This window comes from Micromonospora sp. CV4, from assembly GCF_003667455.1.
Lineage (GTDB): Bacteria > Actinomycetota > Actinomycetes > Mycobacteriales > Micromonosporaceae > Micromonospora.
The window spans coordinates 1-15,879 of record NZ_RCVI01000348.1; the positions used below are offsets into that span (position 1 = coordinate 1).

General features: G+C 74.1%; 14 protein-coding genes. 7 read left to right on the forward strand and 7 right to left on the reverse strand.

Annotation, left to right across the window (positions count from 1 at the left end; translation table 11 throughout):
* The first annotated feature begins 213 nt into the window (after positions 1-213).
* Together EAD98_RS24650 and EAD98_RS24655 are read left to right on the forward strand one after the other, a co-directional pair.
* Positions 214-1,218, forward strand: coding sequence for an EamA family transporter (locus EAD98_RS24650; RefSeq protein ID WP_233578834.1), 1,005 nt, complete (start codon positions 214-216; stop codon positions 1,216-1,218).
* 10 nt (positions 1,219-1,228) lie between these two features.
* Entirely contained in the window at positions 1,229-1,876 is a 648-nt protein-coding gene (locus EAD98_RS24655; RefSeq protein ID WP_121656376.1) for a prepilin peptidase, read from the forward strand.
* Between the two features lie 784 nt (positions 1,877-2,660).
* On the opposite strand, the gene EAD98_RS24660 is transcribed toward EAD98_RS24655, so the two are convergent.
* The 5 genes from EAD98_RS24660 to EAD98_RS24680 all read right to left on the reverse strand — a co-directional run bounded on the left by EAD98_RS24660 (position 2,661) and on the right by EAD98_RS24680 (position 9,354).
* Positions 2,661-5,852, reverse strand: a complete 3,192-nt coding sequence (locus EAD98_RS24660; protein WP_121656377.1) for a UvrD-helicase domain-containing protein — start codon at positions 5,850-5,852, stop codon at positions 2,661-2,663.
* 61 nt (positions 5,853-5,913) lie between these two features.
* Complete coding sequence (locus tag EAD98_RS24665; RefSeq protein ID WP_121656378.1) at positions 5,914-7,158, reverse strand: metallophosphoesterase; 1,245 nt, start codon at positions 7,156-7,158, stop codon at positions 5,914-5,916.
* Positions 7,159-7,171: 13 nt separating this feature from the next.
* A complete protein-coding gene (locus EAD98_RS24670; RefSeq protein ID WP_121656379.1) occupies positions 7,172-7,426 on the reverse strand; it encodes a MoaD/ThiS family protein in 255 nt (84 codons plus the stop codon).
* 3 nt (positions 7,427-7,429) lie between these two features.
* On the reverse strand, positions 7,430-8,443 hold the full coding sequence (moaA, locus tag EAD98_RS24675; RefSeq protein WP_121656380.1) for a GTP 3',8-cyclase MoaA: 1,014 nt from the start codon (positions 8,441-8,443) through the stop codon (positions 7,430-7,432).
* Positions 8,440-9,354 carry a fructosamine kinase family protein gene (locus EAD98_RS24680; RefSeq protein WP_121656387.1) on the reverse strand — a complete coding sequence of 305 codons (915 nt, stop codon included), beginning with the start codon at positions 9,352-9,354 and terminating at the stop codon, positions 8,440-8,442. The genes moaA and EAD98_RS24680 overlap by 4 nt, the downstream gene beginning before the upstream one ends.
* Before the next feature lie 194 nt (positions 9,355-9,548).
* On the opposite strand from EAD98_RS24680, the gene EAD98_RS24685 reads away from it, so the two are divergent.
* Positions 9,549-10,595, forward strand: coding sequence for a DUF4192 domain-containing protein (locus tag EAD98_RS24685; RefSeq protein WP_121656381.1), 1,047 nt, complete (start codon positions 9,549-9,551; stop codon positions 10,593-10,595).
* 106 nt (positions 10,596-10,701) lie between these two features.
* Positions 10,702-11,409: a GAP family protein gene (locus EAD98_RS24690; protein ID WP_121656388.1), complete on the forward strand. Its 708-nt coding sequence runs from the start codon at positions 10,702-10,704 to the stop codon at positions 11,407-11,409.
* A 10-nt stretch (positions 11,410-11,419) separates the two neighbouring features.
* Here EAD98_RS24690 and fdhD read toward each other — a convergent pair whose 3' ends face one another.
* Positions 11,420-12,286 carry a formate dehydrogenase accessory sulfurtransferase FdhD gene (fdhD, locus tag EAD98_RS24695; RefSeq protein ID WP_121656382.1) on the reverse strand — a complete coding sequence of 289 codons (867 nt, stop codon included), beginning with the start codon at positions 12,284-12,286 and terminating at the stop codon, positions 11,420-11,422.
* Positions 12,287-12,388: 102 nt separating this feature from the next.
* Here fdhD and EAD98_RS24700 point away from each other — a divergent pair, with 102 nt between their 5' ends.
* The 3 genes from EAD98_RS24700 to EAD98_RS24710 all read left to right on the forward strand — a co-directional run bounded on the left by EAD98_RS24700 (position 12,389) and on the right by EAD98_RS24710 (position 14,608).
* Entirely contained in the window at positions 12,389-13,066 is a 678-nt protein-coding gene (locus EAD98_RS24700) for a molybdenum cofactor guanylyltransferase (protein WP_121656383.1), read from the forward strand.
* Entirely contained in the window at positions 13,063-13,329 is a 267-nt protein-coding gene (locus EAD98_RS24705) for a DUF6457 domain-containing protein (RefSeq protein ID WP_121656389.1), read from the forward strand. Before EAD98_RS24700 ends, EAD98_RS24705 begins: the two co-directional genes overlap by 4 nt.
* A 172-nt stretch (positions 13,330-13,501) precedes the next feature.
* Entirely contained in the window at positions 13,502-14,608 is a 1,107-nt protein-coding gene (locus tag EAD98_RS24710) for a hypothetical protein (protein WP_121656384.1), read from the forward strand.
* An 8-nt stretch (positions 14,609-14,616) separates the two neighbouring features.
* Here EAD98_RS24710 and EAD98_RS24715 read toward each other — a convergent pair whose 3' ends face one another.
* A complete protein-coding gene (locus EAD98_RS24715; protein WP_121656385.1) occupies positions 14,617-15,573 on the reverse strand; it encodes a zinc-binding dehydrogenase in 957 nt (318 codons plus the stop codon).
* Positions 15,574-15,879: the final 306 nt, after the last annotated feature.

Here is a 15,879-nt window from a genome sequence, read left to right on the forward strand (position 1 = left end):
CTCGTGGGCAGGCGGGTAGGGCTGCTGGGCGGGCGGGTAGGGCTGCTGGGGCGGCCGTCCGGGCGTCTCGTCAGGTCGTTGCCCACGCCACGGTCCCGGGACGCCGCCACCCGGTGGTCCGTAGTTCGTCATGCCGCCCTCCTGCACAAGTGGTGAGAGGCCGGCCACCAATGCGCGACGCCGACTCCGTGGTCACCGTAGCGTGGTCCACCGATGAGCTCACCTCCACCGAGTGCCGCGGCCCTGGCTGGTCGCCGCGCCGGCACCGCGCCGACCCTGATCTGGACCGCGTTGATCGTGGTCTACCTGCTCTGGGGCTCCACCTATCTGGGCATCCGGATCGCAGTGGAGACGCTGCCTCCGTTGACGTCGGCCGTTCTGCGGTTCGCCGTCGCCGGTGCGGTGCTGGCGGCGGTGTTGCGCCTGCGCCGAGGGCCGGGCGCGCTGCGGGTGGATCGCCGACAGCTCGGCTCCGCCGCGCTGGTCGGGGTGCTCCTGCTCGCCGGCGGTAACGGTCTCGTGGTGCTCGCCGAGTCCGGGCCGCCCGGGGTGGCGGTGCCGTCCGGGATCGCCGCGCTGCTGGTGGCGACCGTGCCGTTGCTCGTGGTGCTGCTGCGCTCCGCCACCGGGGACCGGCCTCCGGTCTGGACGTTCGCCGGGGTCACCCTCGGCTTCGTCGGTCTGGTACTGCTGGTGCTGCCCGCCGGCAGCGCGGACGCGGTGCCGCTGGTCGGGGCGTTGACGGTGGTGGCGGCGGCCACCTCCTGGTCGGTCGGATCGTTCCTGTCCGGGCGGATCCGGATGCCCGCCGACCCGTTCGTCGCCACGGTGTACGAGATGCTGGCCGGCGCGCTGGCGCTGGCCGTCGTCGCCGCCGGGCGGGGCGAGCTACGCGACTTCCACCCGGCCGAGGTCAGTACCCGATCCTGGCTGGCGTTGGGCTACCTCATGGTCGCCGGCTCGCTGGTGGCCTTCACCGCGTACGTCTGGCTGCTGCACAACGCGCCGATCTCGCTGGTCTCGACGTACGCCTACGTCAACCCGGCGGTCGCGGTGGCGCTCGGCGCGTTGCTGGTGGCCGAGCCGATCACTCCACAGGTGCTGCTCGGCGGAGCGGTCATCGTCGCGGGGGTGGCACTGGTGGTGAGCACCGAACGCCCCCGTCGGCCGAGCGCGGGATCGCGCTCCGGGACCGTGCTGGAGGGCGACCGGCGGTAATCTCCGGCCCATGTCGGCCGTGGCGCTGGTGCCAGTGGCGTTGCTCGGCGTGCTGGTCGGCTTCGCCGTTCCTCCGTTGGCCGGGCGCTTCGCCACTCGACCGGCGCACTTCCCGGCACCATCACGGCGCGGCCGGTGGGTGTGGCTCAGCCCGGCGGTGACGGGCGTGGTGTTCGTCGGGCTGGCCGTGGCACTGGGTGACGACCCGGCGTTGCCGGTCTTCCTCGCGGTGGCGTCGGTGGGGCTCGTGCTGGCCGTGGTCGACCTGGCCTGTCTACGGCTGCCCGACCCGCTGGTCCTGGCCGCAGCCCTGCTCGCCCTCGGTGGCCTGTCCGGTGCGGCGCTGCTGGCCGGCGTCCCCGGTCGGCTGCCTGGCGCGCTGGCCGGCGCCGCGGTCGCCGGCGGTACGCACGTGCTGCTGGCCCTGTTGCCCGGCTCCCGGTTGGGCTTCGGGGACGTGAAGCTCGTCGCCGTCCTCGGTCTGCCGCTCGGCTGGCTGGGCCGGGACGCCCTGCTGGCCGGGTTGCTCCTGCCGCACCTGCTGCACGGCGGCGTCGTGCTCGGCCTGCTCGCGGCACGGCGGGTACGCCGGGACACCCTGCTCCCACTCGGCCCGGCCCTGCTCGCGGGCTCCTGGCTCGCCGTGCTCCTCGCCTGATCCGGCCCACCCTGGCGACCGACTGGCCCACAGCCAGTCGTCCGCTGATCCGCCACCCAGCAGCGCCGCCCGCTGCTGCCGCCGCCCGCTGCTGCCGCCGCCCGCCGCTTCCGCCGCTGCTGCCGCCGCCCGCTGCTGCCGCCCGGCGGTCCGTCTGCCCGTCCGCCCGCCTGCCTGTCCGCCCGCTGCTGCCTGGCCGCTGAACGATCGTCGACCGTCGTCAGGCCACTGCTAGCTGCTGATCTCACTCAGTGCGATGCCGTCGGCGGTCTTCGCCCTGATGAGCCTGATACCTCAGAGTCATATTTATGACTCTGAGGTATCAGGCTCATCGGACCGACCGCCTGGCCGCGGCCGGCGGGTATCGCCGGACTTACCGCGTGGCCGCCCCGGACGCAACGCGTTGGCGCCCGGAGGGAACGTACGGCCGCGGCAGACGGCTCGTCGCCGGACGGACCGCCTGGCCCGCGTCCGGCGGATCGTCGCCGGACTCACCGCCTGGTCGTGCCGGACTCACGGTGGCCGTGCCGGACTCACGCCGCCCCGGACGGAACGCGTGGCCGCGTCGGGCGGACCAGCTGGCTACGGCGGGCGGATCGTCGCGGGACGGGGCTGGGCTTCACCGCCCGTCGCGAACGGTTCGGTCGCGCCACTGTTGCTGCGGACCGTCGCCGCGTCGCCGGATGACCGGCCGCTGCTGTGGTCGATGCGGGCCACAGGGCGCGGCGAGCCGGACGACCCGCCTGCATTCCGACCGCCAGCGCCTCACGACGGGCGGAGAGCGTCAGATGAGGCGGAGCTGGCGGTCCTTCGGTCGGCGCGGCTCGGTCTCGCCGAACCGCTCGAACAGCCCCGGGTCGATCGCGCCGAGGAATGGCGACGGTGCGCAGTCGCGCTCCACGCCGTGGCGGGTACGGCGGGCGGCGTGCGTGACGTACAGCCGGTCCTGAGCCCGGGTCAGGCCGACGAAGAAGAGCCGCCGCTCCTCGGCGACCGCATCCTCGTCGGGTGTCGAGCCCGGCCAGCGCAGCGGCAGCAGCCCGTCCTCGGCGCCGACCAGGAAGACCACCGGGAACTCGAGGCCCTTCGCGGCGTGCAGCGTGAGCAGGGTGACCGCCTCCGCACGCGGGTCGAGCGCGTCCACCTCCGCGCCGGTGGCCAACTGCGACAGGAACGTCTCCAGGTCGTCGCCGCAGCGTCGGGCCAGCGGGGTCAGCAGATCCACCGCCGATCGGACGTCCTCGGGACGGCCCGCGGCGGCGCCGTCCAGGGTGGGCACGGCGAACCGCTCCGCGACCACCTGACCGGCCAGCCGTACCCGGGCGGCGAGCGAGCCGGCCAGACCGTCGGCGTGCCGCAGCTCGCGGGCGATGGCCGCCACCCCGGGCCGGTCCCGCAGCCGGTCGTGGGAACGCTTCTGTACCGGAATGTTGGCCCGGGTCAGAGCGTCCACGATCGGTGCGGCCTGCGCATCGGTGCGGTACAGCACCGCGATGTCGGAGAACGACAGCGAAGTGGACCGACCGTCGATCCGACCCGAGTCCAGCGACCGGTGGGACAGCCCGCCGACCAACTCGTCCACCGTACGAACCACGAAGTCGGCTTCCTCGGCCACGGAGGCCGCGGGGTAGCGACCGACCAGCGGCGCCTCCGGATCGAGCCGGGCCGGGTCCAGGCGACGCCCCCGGACCAGCGAGGACGGAGCGATGGCCTGCACGGCGGCCGCCAGGATGGGTGCGGACGAGCGGTAGTTGCGGTTGAGCCGGACCAGCCGGGCGTCGGTGAAATCCTGGGAGAAGCGCAGGAAGTAGCCGACGTCGGCACCCCGGAAGGAGTAGATCGCCTGGTCCGGGTCGCCGATCGCGCAGAGGTTGCCGTCGGCCGGGCTGAGCAACCGCAGCAGTTCGTACTGCACTGCGTCGACGTCCTGGTACTCGTCGACGAAGATCCACCGCCAGCGATCCCGGTACCGTCCGACCAGCTCCCGGTCGGTCCGCAGCAGCTCCACCGGCAGGCTGACCAGCTCGTCCAGATCGACCAGGCCCTGCTTGCGCAGCAGCGCGGTGTAGCTGGCCTGGTCATCGCCGGCCTCCGACCGGGCCGCCGCCCGCTCGGCGTCGTCGGCGATCCGGAAGTCCACCGGCAGGCCCGCCGCGTCGGCGTTCTCCCGCAGGATCGTCAGCCCCAGCGCGTGGAAGGTGCCCACGGTGACGTCCTCGGCGACCGGGCCGAGCAGGCTGTCGAGGCGGTGCCGCAGCTCCTCGGCGGCCCTGCGGGTGAAGGTGATGGCCAGGCAGTGCTCGGGAAAGACGTTCAGCTCCGCGCAGAGGTACGCGATCCGGTGCGTCAGCGTCCGCGTCTTGCCGGTGCCCGGGCCGGCCACGATCAGCAGCGGGCCGCCGGGCGCGGACGCGGCCACCCGTTGCATCGCGTCCAACCGGTCCAGCAGGCCGGTGCCGACCTCCTCCATGCCCGCGAGCATCGGCTCGAACGGCTCGTGCGGTGACGGCGGCGAGGCGATCGGTGGGGCGGGTGGTGGGGCCGTCTTGCGCTTCGGCTCCGCCTTCGCCGCCGCGGGACGCTTGGCTGCCGCCCGAGCTGCCGGCTCCGTCGGCTTCCGCTGCGCCGGCACCGGTACGTCGAACAGCGTCTCCTGCGCCGCGCCCGCGCTGGCGCCCAGCTCCGCCGGGTCGAAGAGAGTGATCACGCCGTACTCGCCGTCGTAGCCCGGCACCCGGCGCACGTCGCCGCGCCGCAGCCGCCCGATGCCCTCTGCGAGCAGTTCGCCGCCAGCCTGCGCGATGTCGGTCAGCGGCGTCGTGGTCAGGATCTCCAGCTCGGGGCCGAGCGCGGCGAGCAGCTCTTTGAACCGCCCCTCGACCTTCTTCGACCGGGCACCCACCTTGTTGATCTCGCCGAGGATCTCGGCCAGTGGCACCAGGTGGGTGACCTCCCGGGCATGCGCCGGCCGGTGCCCCGCGGCACGGTCAGCCAGCTCCTCGATGCGGCTGAGGACGCCCACGGTGAGTGGCTTGCCGCATTCCGGGCAGCGTCCGTCCGCGGCCCGGGTCCGCTCGGGAGACCAGTTGATCCCACACAGCCGGTGCCCGTCCGCGTGGTACTTGCCCTCCTCCGGGAAGAACTCGATGGTGCCGGCCAAGCCGTCGCCGGTCCGCAGCGCCTCCCGGACGGCGAAGTAGTTCCGCTCGGCGGTCAGCACGGTCGCCTCCCGGCCCAGCGCGGGTGGGGAGTGCGCGTCCGAGTTGGACACCAGTTGGTAGCGGTCCAGGCTGCCGACCCGCCAGTTCATCGCCGGGTCGGAGGAGAGGCCGGTCTCCACGGCGAAGATGTGCTCGGCCAGGTCGGCGTAACAGTCGGCGATCGCGTCGAAGCCGGACTTCGAGCCCAGCGCGGAGAACCACGGCGTCCAGATGTGGGCCGGAACGAGATAGCCGTCCGGGCTCGCCTCCAGGGTGATCTCCAGCAGGTCGCGGGAGTCCAGGCCGAGGATCGGCCGGCCGTCGGAGCCGAGGTTGCCGATCCGGCCGAGCGCGGCGTTGAACCGGGCCACCGCGTCCAGGTCCGGCAGGTAGATCAGGTGGTGCACCTTGCGGGTCCGGTCGTCCCGCTTGTAGATCGTGGAGATCTCCACGCTCAGCATGAAGCGGACCGGGTCCGCCTCCGCCGTGCCGGCGAGCCGGGGCGGCAGCCGGCGGGCGATGTCCCGCTCCGCCTCCGGGTCGAGGCGGTAGAGCCCCGGTTCGGCCGGGCGCAGCGTCTCGACCAGGTGGTCGTACCAGGCGGGGTGGGTGAAGTCTCCGGTGCCGAGCAGGGCGATGCCCTTACGCCGCGCCCACCAGGCGAGGTTCGGCAGGGTCAGGTCCCGGCTGCACGCGCGCGAGTACTTCGAGTGGATGTGCAGGTCCGCGACGAATGGCGGGAGGCCACCGGGGGGTACGGCGCTGAACGGGGGCACGCCGCATCCTGTCACGCGCGCCGCGCCGGCCGCCTGCCGCCACGCGCGGACGTGACGTCCGCTATGCCGAGCGCAGCTCGACCAGGGTGATCTGCGGTTCGGCCCCGACCCGGACCGGTGGACCCCAGAAACCGGCGCCGTTGGTCACGTAGACCTTGGTGCCGTCGACCTCGCCGAGCCCACTGACCACCGGCTGCTCGAGGCGGACCGCCAGATTGAACGGCACTATCTGCCCGCCGTGGGTGTGCCCGGACAGTTGCAGGTCGACGCCGTACCGGGCCGCCTCCTTCGCCGCCACCGGCTGGTGCGCGAGCAGGACCACCGGTCGGTTCGGGTCGCGGTCACCGAGGGCGGCGGCGAAGTCCGGCCCGGCGGCCAGGCCGGTGCCCGTACCCGAGAGGTCGTTCACACCGGCCAGGTCGAGTACGCCGCCCCGGGCCTGGATCTCCTGCCGCTGGTTCTGCAGCACCCGCAGGCCGAGCCGGTCCACCTCCTGGACCCACTCCTCCACCCCTGAGTAGTACTCGTGGTTGCCGGTGACGAAGAAGCTGCCGTACCGGGAGCGCAGGTCGCGCAGCGGTGCGGCGGCCGACCCCAGTTCGGCGACCGAGCCGTCGACCAGGTCGCCGACGACCGCGACCAGGTCCGCGTCGAGGCGGTTGATCGCGGCGACGATGCGCTCGGTGTGCGCCCGGCCGCGCAGCGGCCCGAGGTGGATGTCGGAGACGGTGGCGATGCGCAGGCCGTCCATGCTGCGGGGGAGCTTGCCGAGCGGAATCTGCACCCGGTCCAGCTGCGGTGGGCCGAGCGCGGTGCGGACTCCGTACCCCGTGATGCCGGTGGCGGTGAGGCCGGCGAAGATGGCTGCCCCGCGGGCCAGCAGCAGCCGGCGTGCCGGGTCGTGGTCGGGCGTCCGGACCGCGCTGGCGGCCGGCGGATCGGTCGGCCCGGCGGCGCCGACCAACACCGGCTCGGGTGCGGCGGCGGTCGGCTCGACGGCGGTGACGCGGCGGCGCAGCACCAGCCGGGTGACCAGCATCGGCACTTCCAGCACGGCGAGCAGGACCAGCAGGTAGAACATCAGCGCGAGCCAGAGGTAGCCCGGCCAGGCGAGCCAGTAGAGCCCGGCCTGGGTGCCGGCGAGGGTGAGCGGCACGAGCAGAGCCAACACCAGGGCCGCGATCCCACCGACCCGCCGCCAGCGGCCCGGCGCGGTGGTGTCCTTGATCAGCCGCTTCCACAGGTAGAGGTGGATTAGGCCGATGACCAGCGCCAGGACGGCCACGAACCCCAGAACCGCCAACATCTGTGCGCCTCCCTCAGCCACCCGCGAACGGGGGCAGGACATCGATCGTGGCCCCGCCGGGCAGGGGTGCCTGACGATCATGACAGGTGATGCCGTCCACGAGGAAACTCGCCACCCGCAACACGGAGGCCAGTCGGTCGCCGTGCCGCTGGGCCAGCTCGACGGTCAGCTCGTCGAGCGACCGGCCGGCGGCGGTGACCTCCTCGGAACGTCCGGCGGCGGCGCGCGCGCCGGCGAAGTAGCGGATGGTCAGCGGCGTCGGGTCCACGGCTCAGCCTCCGATCGCGGACATCGGCCGGGTCGGCTGGAGGAAGGTGGGGTCGTCGATGCCGTGCCCGGCGCGCTTTCCCCACATCGCGGTGCGCCAGCGCCGGGCCAGGTCGTCGTCGTCCGCGCCGGCGCGCAGCGCGGCGCGCAGGTCGGACTCCTCCGTGGCGAAGAGGCAGGCGCGGACCTGGCCGTCGGCGGTGAGCCGGGTGCGGTCGCAGTCGCCGCAGAAGGGGCGGGTGACGCTGGCGATCACGCCGACCCGGGCCGGGCCGCCGTCGACCAGCCAGGTCTCCGCGGGCGCCGCGCCGCGTTCGGCCGGGTCGGGGCTGAGGGCGAAGCGGGTACGCAGGGAGGCGAGGATCTCCTCGGCGGTGACCATCGTGCTGCGGTCCCAGCCGTGCTGGGCGTCCAGTGGCATCTGCTCGATGATCCGCAGCTGGTAGTCGTGGTCGACAGCGAAGCGCAGCAGCGCCGGCGCCTCGTCCTCGTTGACGCCGCGCATCAACACGGAATTGATCTTCACGGGGTTGAGACCGGCGGCGGCGGCTCCGGCGAGCCCGGCGAGCACCGCGTCCAGCCGGGCACGGCGGGTGAGCTGGGCGAACCGGTCCGGGTCCAGGGTGTCCAAAGAGACGTTCACCCGGTCGAGGCCGGCCGTGCGCAGCGCCGGGGCGAGCCGGTCCAGGCCGATGCCGTTGGTGGTGAGCGAGATCCGCGGGCGGGGCTCCAGCGCGGCGACCGCGGCCACGATGCCGACCAGTCCGGGTCGGATCAGTGGCTCGCCGCCGGTGAACCGCACCTCGGTCACGCCGAGCCGCTCGACGGCCACCCGGACCAACCGGACGATCTCCGCGTCGGTGAGCAGCTCGGGACCGGCCAGCCAGGGCAGCCCCTCGGCGGGCATGCAGTAGGTGCACCGCAGGTTGCACTTGTCGGTGAGGGACACGCGCAGGTCCCGGGCGACCCGGCCGAACCGGTCGACGAGGACGCCGTCGGTCCGCGGGGCGACGCTCACCTGTCGACCGTAGCGCGCTCGGGCCGGGCCAGGGCGGCACGGGCGCTCTGGACGACCGCATCTCGGTATCCACTGCCGAACAGTGCGGTGTGCACCAGCAGCAGGTGCAGTTGGTGCAGCGGCACGCGGTCCCGCCATCCGTCGGGAAGCGGCGAGCTCTCCCGATAGGCGGCCAGGACCCGGTCGAGGTGCGGGATGCCGCCGAAGAGCGCGAGCTGGGCGAGATCGGTCTCCCGGTGACCGCCGTGCGCCGCCGGGTCGACCAGCCAGGCGCGGTCGTCGGCGCCCCAGAGCACGTTGCCCGGCCACAGGTCGCCGTGGATGCGGGCCGGCGGCTCCTCGCCGCCGAACTCGCCGATCCGACCGATCACCTGCTCGACCAGCGCGGCGTCGTCGCCGCTCAGCGCGCCGACGTCAACCGATCGCCGTAGGTAGGGAGCGAGTCGCCGCTGAGCGAACCACGTCGACCAGGGGCCGTCGTCGGGGGTGTTGTCCTGCCCGAGCGCCCCGATGAAACCGGGCCAGGTCGCACCGAAGGCGGGCGCGCCGGCCCGGTGGAGGTCGGCCAACTCCCGGCCGAAGCGCTCGGCCGCCTCCGGCGTCGGCTCGCCGGGCTCCACCCAGTCGAGCGCCAGCAGGTCGGGCAGCGCCACGATCACCTCGGGTACGGCGACCGCGCCGGCCTCGCGCAGCCAGCGCAGCCCGGCCGCCTCGGCGGCGAAGAAGCCCTCCGGCACCGGCCGGTCGGCCCGCTCGGGCCAGGACTTGGCGAAGACCGAGTGGCCGTCGTCCAGGGTGAGCCGGGCGGCTGCGCAGATGTCACCACCGGCGACCGGCGTCTCCCTGATCCGCTGATGGGTCCGGAAAGTCGGCAGGTGTGCCGGATGCGCGCGCAGATACGCCAGGTCCATCAGCGCACCGTAACCGCTCCCCACGACACAACGGCACCACCCGGACACATCAGGTCCGCCACCGCCGCCAACGGTTCCTCTCCAGCACCTGGCGATGCGCTTCGACCAGGAACAACACGGGGAGTGACTGTGGATGAGCCGCGTGTCGTCCACAGGGGCGGCGAAGCCGGGTGAGCCCGACGCAGGCTCCCGGCATGACCTCGACCGAACGCCCCCGGCTCGCCGTCCGCTCACCCGCCGACCTGCTCGCCGCCGTGCCGTACCTGCTCGGCTTCCACCCCGCCGACAGCGTGGTCGCAGTGGCGCTGCGTGGCCGGCGGATCATCTTCGCCGCTCGTGCCGACCTGCCCGATCCGTCGACCGATCCGGTCGAGCGGGCCCGGCACCTGGCCGGGGTGATCCATCGTCAGGGCGCGGAGGCCGCGACCGTGATCGGCTACGGGCCGCCCGACCGGGTGACGCCGAGCGTGGACGCGGTTCGCGCCGCCCTGACCGGGGCCGGGTTGGAGGTGCTGGACGCGTTGCGGGTGACCGACGGCCGGTGGTGGTCCTATCTCTGCGCCGAGGCCGACTGCTGCCCGCCCGAGGGCCGGCGCTACGACCCGGCGGCCAATCAGGTGACCGCCTCGGCCGTCTTCGCCGGGCAGGTCGCGCTCCCCGACCGGGCCGCCCTCGTGGCGCAGGTGGCGCCGGTGGACGGCCCTGCCCGGGATGCGCTGCGCGCGGCCACCGTTCGGGCCGAGCGACGACTGGCCGAGCTGGTCGAGCGGGCGCCCGAGAGCGACCTGCTCGGCGGTCGGACGCTGCGCTCCGCCGGGGTGGCGGCGGTCCGCGAGGCGCAACGCCGGCAACGGCGCGGCGAACGGCTCGACGACGACGAGGTGGCCTGGTTGAGCCTCCTGCTGACGCACCTGCCGATCCGCGACCACGCGTGGGAACGCACCGACGGTCGGGACCGCGACATCGCTCTCTGGACCGACGTGCTGCGCCGGGCCGGGTCGGAGTTGACCGCCGCGCCGGGCGCGTTGCTGGCGTTCGCCGCCTGGCGGGCGGGGCAGGGGGCGCTGGCGGCGGTCGCGCTGGAGCGCACGCTGAGCCTGCACCCCGACTACTCGCTCGCCCTGCTCCTGGACGACCTGCTCCGGCGCGGCGTGCCCCCGTCCGAGTTGGATGGCTGGCCGTCGGTCGGTCTGACCGGCGTGGTCCGCCCCCGCAGGAGGCGTCGACGTGGCCGCCGCTGACCGGTGTGGTCCGAACGATGTACGCGGTTCTCCTGTCTGCGGCCGACTCGACACCGCAGGCGTCGCCGGACAATGGTCAGGTGCCCCTACTCCACAAATGCAGCACGTGAGCGTCGGACTGCTGCTGTCGCTCGTGGGCCTGGCCCTGATCGACAGCACGAGCATCGGCACCCTCTTCATCCCGGTCTGGTTGCTGCTCGCGCCCGGGACGGTCAACGCCCGGCGGATCCTCGTCTACCTCGGCACGATCGCCGTCTTCTACTTCGCCGTCGGGCTGCTGCTCGCCCTGGGCGGCAGCCGGCTGGCCGACGTGCTCGGCGGGGCGATGGACAACCGGCCGGTGCTCTGGGCGCAGCTCGTCCTCGGGGTCGGGCTGTTCGCGCTCAGCTTCCGGTACGACGGCAAACGGCGCCCGCGTGGCGGCGGTGTGCTGCGTTGGCGGGACCGGGTAACCGCCGGCGACTCCTCGGCGCGATGGCTGGTGGGGCTGGCGCTGCTCGCCGCGCTCGCGGAGGTGGCGACGATGCTGCCGTACCTCGGCGCGGTCGGTCTGCTGACCACCTCGGGGCTCGGCGCGGCGCAGATCGTGGGGTTGCTCGCCGGCTACTGCCTGGTCATGGTGCTGCCGGCGGTGCTGCTGTTGGTGGCTCGGGTGGCGTGGCCGAGTCTGGTCGAGCCGGTGCTGGTCCGGCTCAACGCCTGGATCGTGCGGCACTCCGGCGGCATGCTCGGCTGGATCCTCGGCATCGCGGGCTTCCTGCTGGCCCGTGACGCCGCGATCCGGCTGGAGCTGTTCGACCTGCTCAACCGCTGAGTGGCCCGGGTCAGGCCGGCTGCTCCACGGTGATCCGGTGCGGGCCGGCGTAGACGTTCATGGTCCGTCCGCGCAGGAAGCCGACGAGCGTCATCCCCGCCTCGTCGGCCAGTTCGGCGGCGAGGGTGCTCGGCGCGGAGACGGCGGCCAGCAGTGGCAACCCGGCCATCCATGCCTTCTGGGTCAGTTCGAAGCTGGCGCGGCCGGAGACCAGCAGCAGGTGCCCGGCCAGCGGCAGCCGTCGTTCCCGCACCGCCCAGCCGATCACCTTGTCGACGGCGTTGTGTCGGCCCACGTCCTCCCGGAGCGCCACCAGCTCTCCGTCGGGCGTGAACAGCCCCGCCGCGTGGAGGCCACCGGTCCGGTCGAAGCCGCGCTGGCCGGCGCGCAGCCGGTCGGGCAGTTCGGCGAGCAGGGCGGCCGGCACGGTGAGCGGGTCCGCCGCGACGGGGAACAGCGAGCGGGTGCGGACGGCGTCGATGCTGGCCTTGCCGCAGACCCCGCAGGAGCTGGTCGTGTAGAAGTTCCGGGACGGGTCGGTGGTCGGTTCCGGCACCCCGGGGGCGAGCACCACGTCCACCACGTTGTACGTGTTGGGCGTCTCCGCGCCGGCGCAGAGCTGCGCGGTGCGCACGTCGTCGGTCGAGCGGATCAGACCCTCGGTCAGCAGGAACCCGATGGCCAGGTCGAGGTCGTCTCCGGGGGTGCGCATGGTGACCGCGAGCGGCCGCCGCCGGCCGGGACCGGCAGCGCCGACGCGAATCTCCAGCGGCTCCTCGACCGCCAGGTTGTCCTGCCGCCGGACGGACCCACGCCCGTCGGCCGCCGCGTCCAGGTCGATCCGGAGTACGCCCCGTCGGTCAGTCGCCCGTCCCATCCCGCCATCCTGCACCCCACGCCGGTACGCCCGCACGACCACCGGGCATCGGGCAGGCGGCACCGGGCGCCGGCCGGGTGTCGGCGCGGCTACCGTGGCCGGATGGGGACGTACGCCGCCGTGGTGCTCGCTGGTGGTGCCGCCCGGCGCATGGGCGGGGTGGACAAGCCCGCGCTGCCGGTCGGCGGCCGGCCGATGCGGGACCGGGTGCTGGCCGCCGTCGCCGATGCGACGCCGCGGGTGCTGGTCGGTCCCCCCGGCATCGTGCCGGACGGGGTGCTGGTCATTCGGGAGGATCCGCCCGGTGGCGGGCCGGTCGCCGCGATGGCGGCCGGGCTGGCGCTGCTCGACCCGGACACGGCCCTCGTGGCGCTGCTCGCCGCCGACCTGCCGCTGCTCACCCGGTCCGCGATCGGCGACCTGCTGACCCAGCTCACCCTTGAGGGCGTCGGTGCCGTCCCGGCGGGCGGCGGCGCTCCTCCCGCACCGCCGGCCCGCATGGGCGTCGCCGGCAGCGAGCAGCGGCCGGACGGGGCGTGCTTCGTCGACGCGGATGGGCGGCGGCAGTCGCTCTGCGGGGTGTGGCGGGTCGCCGCGCTGCGTGCCGGGCTGGACCGGCTGGCGGCCGAGCGGGGCGGGAGCCTCGCGGGGGCTCCGGTCCGGGCGCTGCTGGCCGGCCTCGTCGTGCGGGAGGTGCCCTGGTCCGGTGACGGCGCGCCGCCCTGGTTCGACTGCGACACTGACGAGGACGTACGCCGGGCGGAGGAGTGGGCGCGATGACCGTGATGGACGACTGGGTGACCGCGGCCTGTGCCGAGCTGGATCTCGGCACGGCGAAGGTGCCCGTGCCGGTGGTGCTGGACCTGGCCCGCGACGTCGCCCACCAGGTGCTGCGACCGGGCGCGCCGATCACCGCGTACCTGCTCGGGCTGGCGGTGGGCCGGGGCGCCGACCCGGCGGACGCCGCTGCCCGGCTCAGCGCCCTCGCGGCCACCTGGCCGGTCGAGCTGGGCGCCGATCCCGCCGATCCGTCGGCGGTCTGACCGCCGGGCCACCAGCGGGGCTGGGGCGGCTGAGCGTCCGGACCAGGCTGCCTTCGCACGGATGAGAACCGCCGCGGCTCCGCGCCGGGCCGTGCGGCTGTCCGATCACGGTCCGGGCTGATTCTATGCCCGGACGGCGTGGGTAGGGTGATCGTGACGGACGGAGGCGATCATGACGGCTGACCACCCCTCGGCGCCGAACAATGAGCTGCCCGGCGGTACGGCCGGGCCGGCGGAGTCGATCCTGCTCGACGAGCCGAGCACCACGGACCTGCGGGCCAAGGTGACGGAGGCGTGGCAGGAGTTCGCCCGTGCGCTCGCCGTCCGGCTGCGGGAGTTGCCCGCCGACGCGCATCTTGAGCTGACCCTGGATCCCACCGCTTCCGGGACCGGGGACGCCGTCTACTCGATCAGCGTCGATGTGGACGGCGACGGCCGGCTCTCCGCCCGGGCGGTCGGCAACGCCGCCCTGCCGGCGGGCTACCGGCTGGATCGCGCGGCGGTGGCGGACATGGTCGCGCTCGGCTGGTCGCCGCCCGGGGTGGTGGCCGGCTCCGGCGGTTCCTTCGGATTGGACGGCACGACAGCGGAGGCGACGCGGATCGCGGCGCTGCTCTCCCGGACACTGCGCGACGTCTACGGCGCCCCGCACCCGGCGTTCCTCGTCTACGTCGTGCAGGACGCCGAGGGCGAGCCGCTGACCGTGGAGCCGTTGGGCACCGCGCGAAGCGAGTTCGGCCCGGACGCCGACGTCGAGGGCGACCTGGAGGAGGCACTGGCCGAGGCGGCCGCCGCGCAGGCCGAACGGAACGATGTGCTCGACCTGGCGGATCGGGTCCGCACCGTGGTCTCCACGATGCTGAAGTCCGACACCGACCGGTTGCAGGTCGACTCGGACGGCGACATCAACATCCGGGCCGGTTCGGCGATGGTCTTCGTCCGGGTGCGGGACAACCCGCCCCTGGTGGACGTCTTCTCCCCGGTGCTCACCGAGGTGGAGCCGACCGAGCGGCTCTACGTCAAGCTCTCCGAGCTGACCAACAGGATGCCGATCGGCCGCCTCTACTGCGCCGACGACACGGTCTGGGCGTCCATCCCGGTCTTCGGCCGCAACTTCCAGGCCACCCACCTGATGCTGGCGGTGCAGGTGATGACCGGGCTCGCCGACGAGCTGGACGACCGGCTGCACGGCGAGTTCGGCGGCAAGCGGTTCTTTGGCGAGGGTGACAAGCCGGTACGGCGCGACGAGTCCGAGCACCGCACCGGCATGTACCTCTGAGCGCGGTTTCAGGAGACGTCCAGCAGGGTCTTGCCGACCGTCGAGCGGGCCTCGATGGCGGCGTGCGCGTCGGCGGCGCGCTCCAGCGGGAAGCGCTGCCCGATCAGGGGCCGCAGCCGGCCGGCCGCCGCCTCCGCCAGCGCCCGTTCGGTGTACGCGCGCAGCCGCGCGGGCGGCACGTCCGGGCGGACCAGCGTGACCCGCCGTGCGGTGGCGGCCTCCGCGGACACCGGTGACCACTCGCCGCTGGCCAGCCCGAAGCTGACCATGCGCCCACCGGGGGCCAGCAGCTCGAACGCCGTTCGGGCGACCGAACCGCCGACACCGTCGAGGACCACATCGATCCCGCCGACCGCGTCGCGGACGCGGTCTGCCCAGCCCGGCACGAGGTAGTCGACCGCCAGATCGGCGCCCAGCCCGGGCAGCAGGCCCACCTTGTGTGCCCCGCCGGCGACGCCGATCACCCGCGCACCGGCCTGGCCGGCGAGTTGCACCAGCAGGCTGCCCACCCCGCCCGCCGCGGCCTCCACCAGCACCCGGTCGCCGGGGCGGACGCCGACCGCGTCGATCAGCATCGTGGCGGTGCGTCCGTCGGCCAGCAGCGCGACCGCCGCGTCCAGCGGCAGCCCGGCGGGGACCTCGATCGGCGCGGACGCGTCCACCGCCGCGCGTTCGGCGTATCCGCCGGAACCGCCGGTGGCGCTGACCACCCGCCGCCCGGTCAGCCCGGGGTCGACGTCCGGCCCGACGGCGGCGATCACCCCGCCGACGCCGTTGCCGGGGATCAGCGGTGGGGTGACCCGGAACGGCCCGGGACGACCGGAGCGCTGCTGCGTCTCGACGAAGGTGATGTTGGCGTGCGCGACGTCGATGAGCACCTGGCCGGGGCCGGGCACCGGGTCGGGAGCCGGGCCGGGCACGAGCACCTCGGGCCCGCCGAATTCACGTAACCAGATCGCCCGCATGAAACCCCCTCGGCCACGGTGGGCGTCGTGCCCACGCTCCGCCGCCAGTTCACCTGCTGAACCGGGCTTGAGGTCAAGGGCGGGTGGGGCCCGGAAACCCCGAGAACCAGGCCCCACCCGCCGGGGAGGGAGGGTCATGCTGCGGTGGCCCGGCCGTCGGGCAGGGGCCACCGCTGTTGGACGCGGGCCGGGCCGCTCCGGTTCCCATCGGACGTCCCGTTCCGGATCCGGTCCGACCCGGGCCACCGTCCAGCGGGTCGGACGCCTCCCGTCAGCGGGTGGAGGGGGCGTCAGCGGGTGGAGGGG

What these genes read in the sequence shown, in the direction of transcription:
- EAD98_RS24665 (WP_121656378.1), bottom strand. Translation starts at nt 7,158, where the DNA reads ATGTTGGCGGTTCTGGGGTTCGTGGCCGTCCTGGCGCTGGTCATCGGC.
- EAD98_RS24655 (WP_121656376.1), top strand. Translation starts at nt 1,229, where the DNA reads ATGTCGGCCGTGGCGCTGGTGCCAGTGGCGTTGCTCGGCGTGCTGGTC.
- EAD98_RS24710 (WP_121656384.1), top strand. Translation starts at nt 13,502, where the DNA reads ATGACGGCTGACCACCCCTCGGCGCCGAACAATGAGCTGCCCGGCGGT.
- EAD98_RS24715 (WP_121656385.1), bottom strand. Translation starts at nt 15,573, where the DNA reads ATGCGGGCGATCTGGTTACGTGAATTCGGCGGGCCCGAGGTGCTCGTG.
- EAD98_RS24700 (WP_121656383.1), top strand. Translation starts at nt 12,389, where the DNA reads ATGGGGACGTACGCCGCCGTGGTGCTCGCTGGTGGTGCCGCCCGGCGC.
- EAD98_RS24680 (WP_121656387.1), bottom strand. Translation starts at nt 9,354, where the DNA reads ATGGACCTGGCGTATCTGCGCGCGCATCCGGCACACCTGCCGACTTTC.
- EAD98_RS24705 (WP_121656389.1), top strand. Translation starts at nt 13,063, where the DNA reads ATGACCGTGATGGACGACTGGGTGACCGCGGCCTGTGCCGAGCTGGAT.
- fdhD (WP_121656382.1), bottom strand. Translation starts at nt 12,286, where the DNA reads ATGGGACGGGCGACTGACCGACGGGGCGTACTCCGGATCGACCTGGAC.
- EAD98_RS24685 (WP_121656381.1), top strand. Translation starts at nt 9,549, where the DNA reads ATGACCTCGACCGAACGCCCCCGGCTCGCCGTCCGCTCACCCGCCGAC.
- EAD98_RS24650 (WP_233578834.1), top strand. Translation starts at nt 214, where the DNA reads ATGAGCTCACCTCCACCGAGTGCCGCGGCCCTGGCTGGTCGCCGCGCC.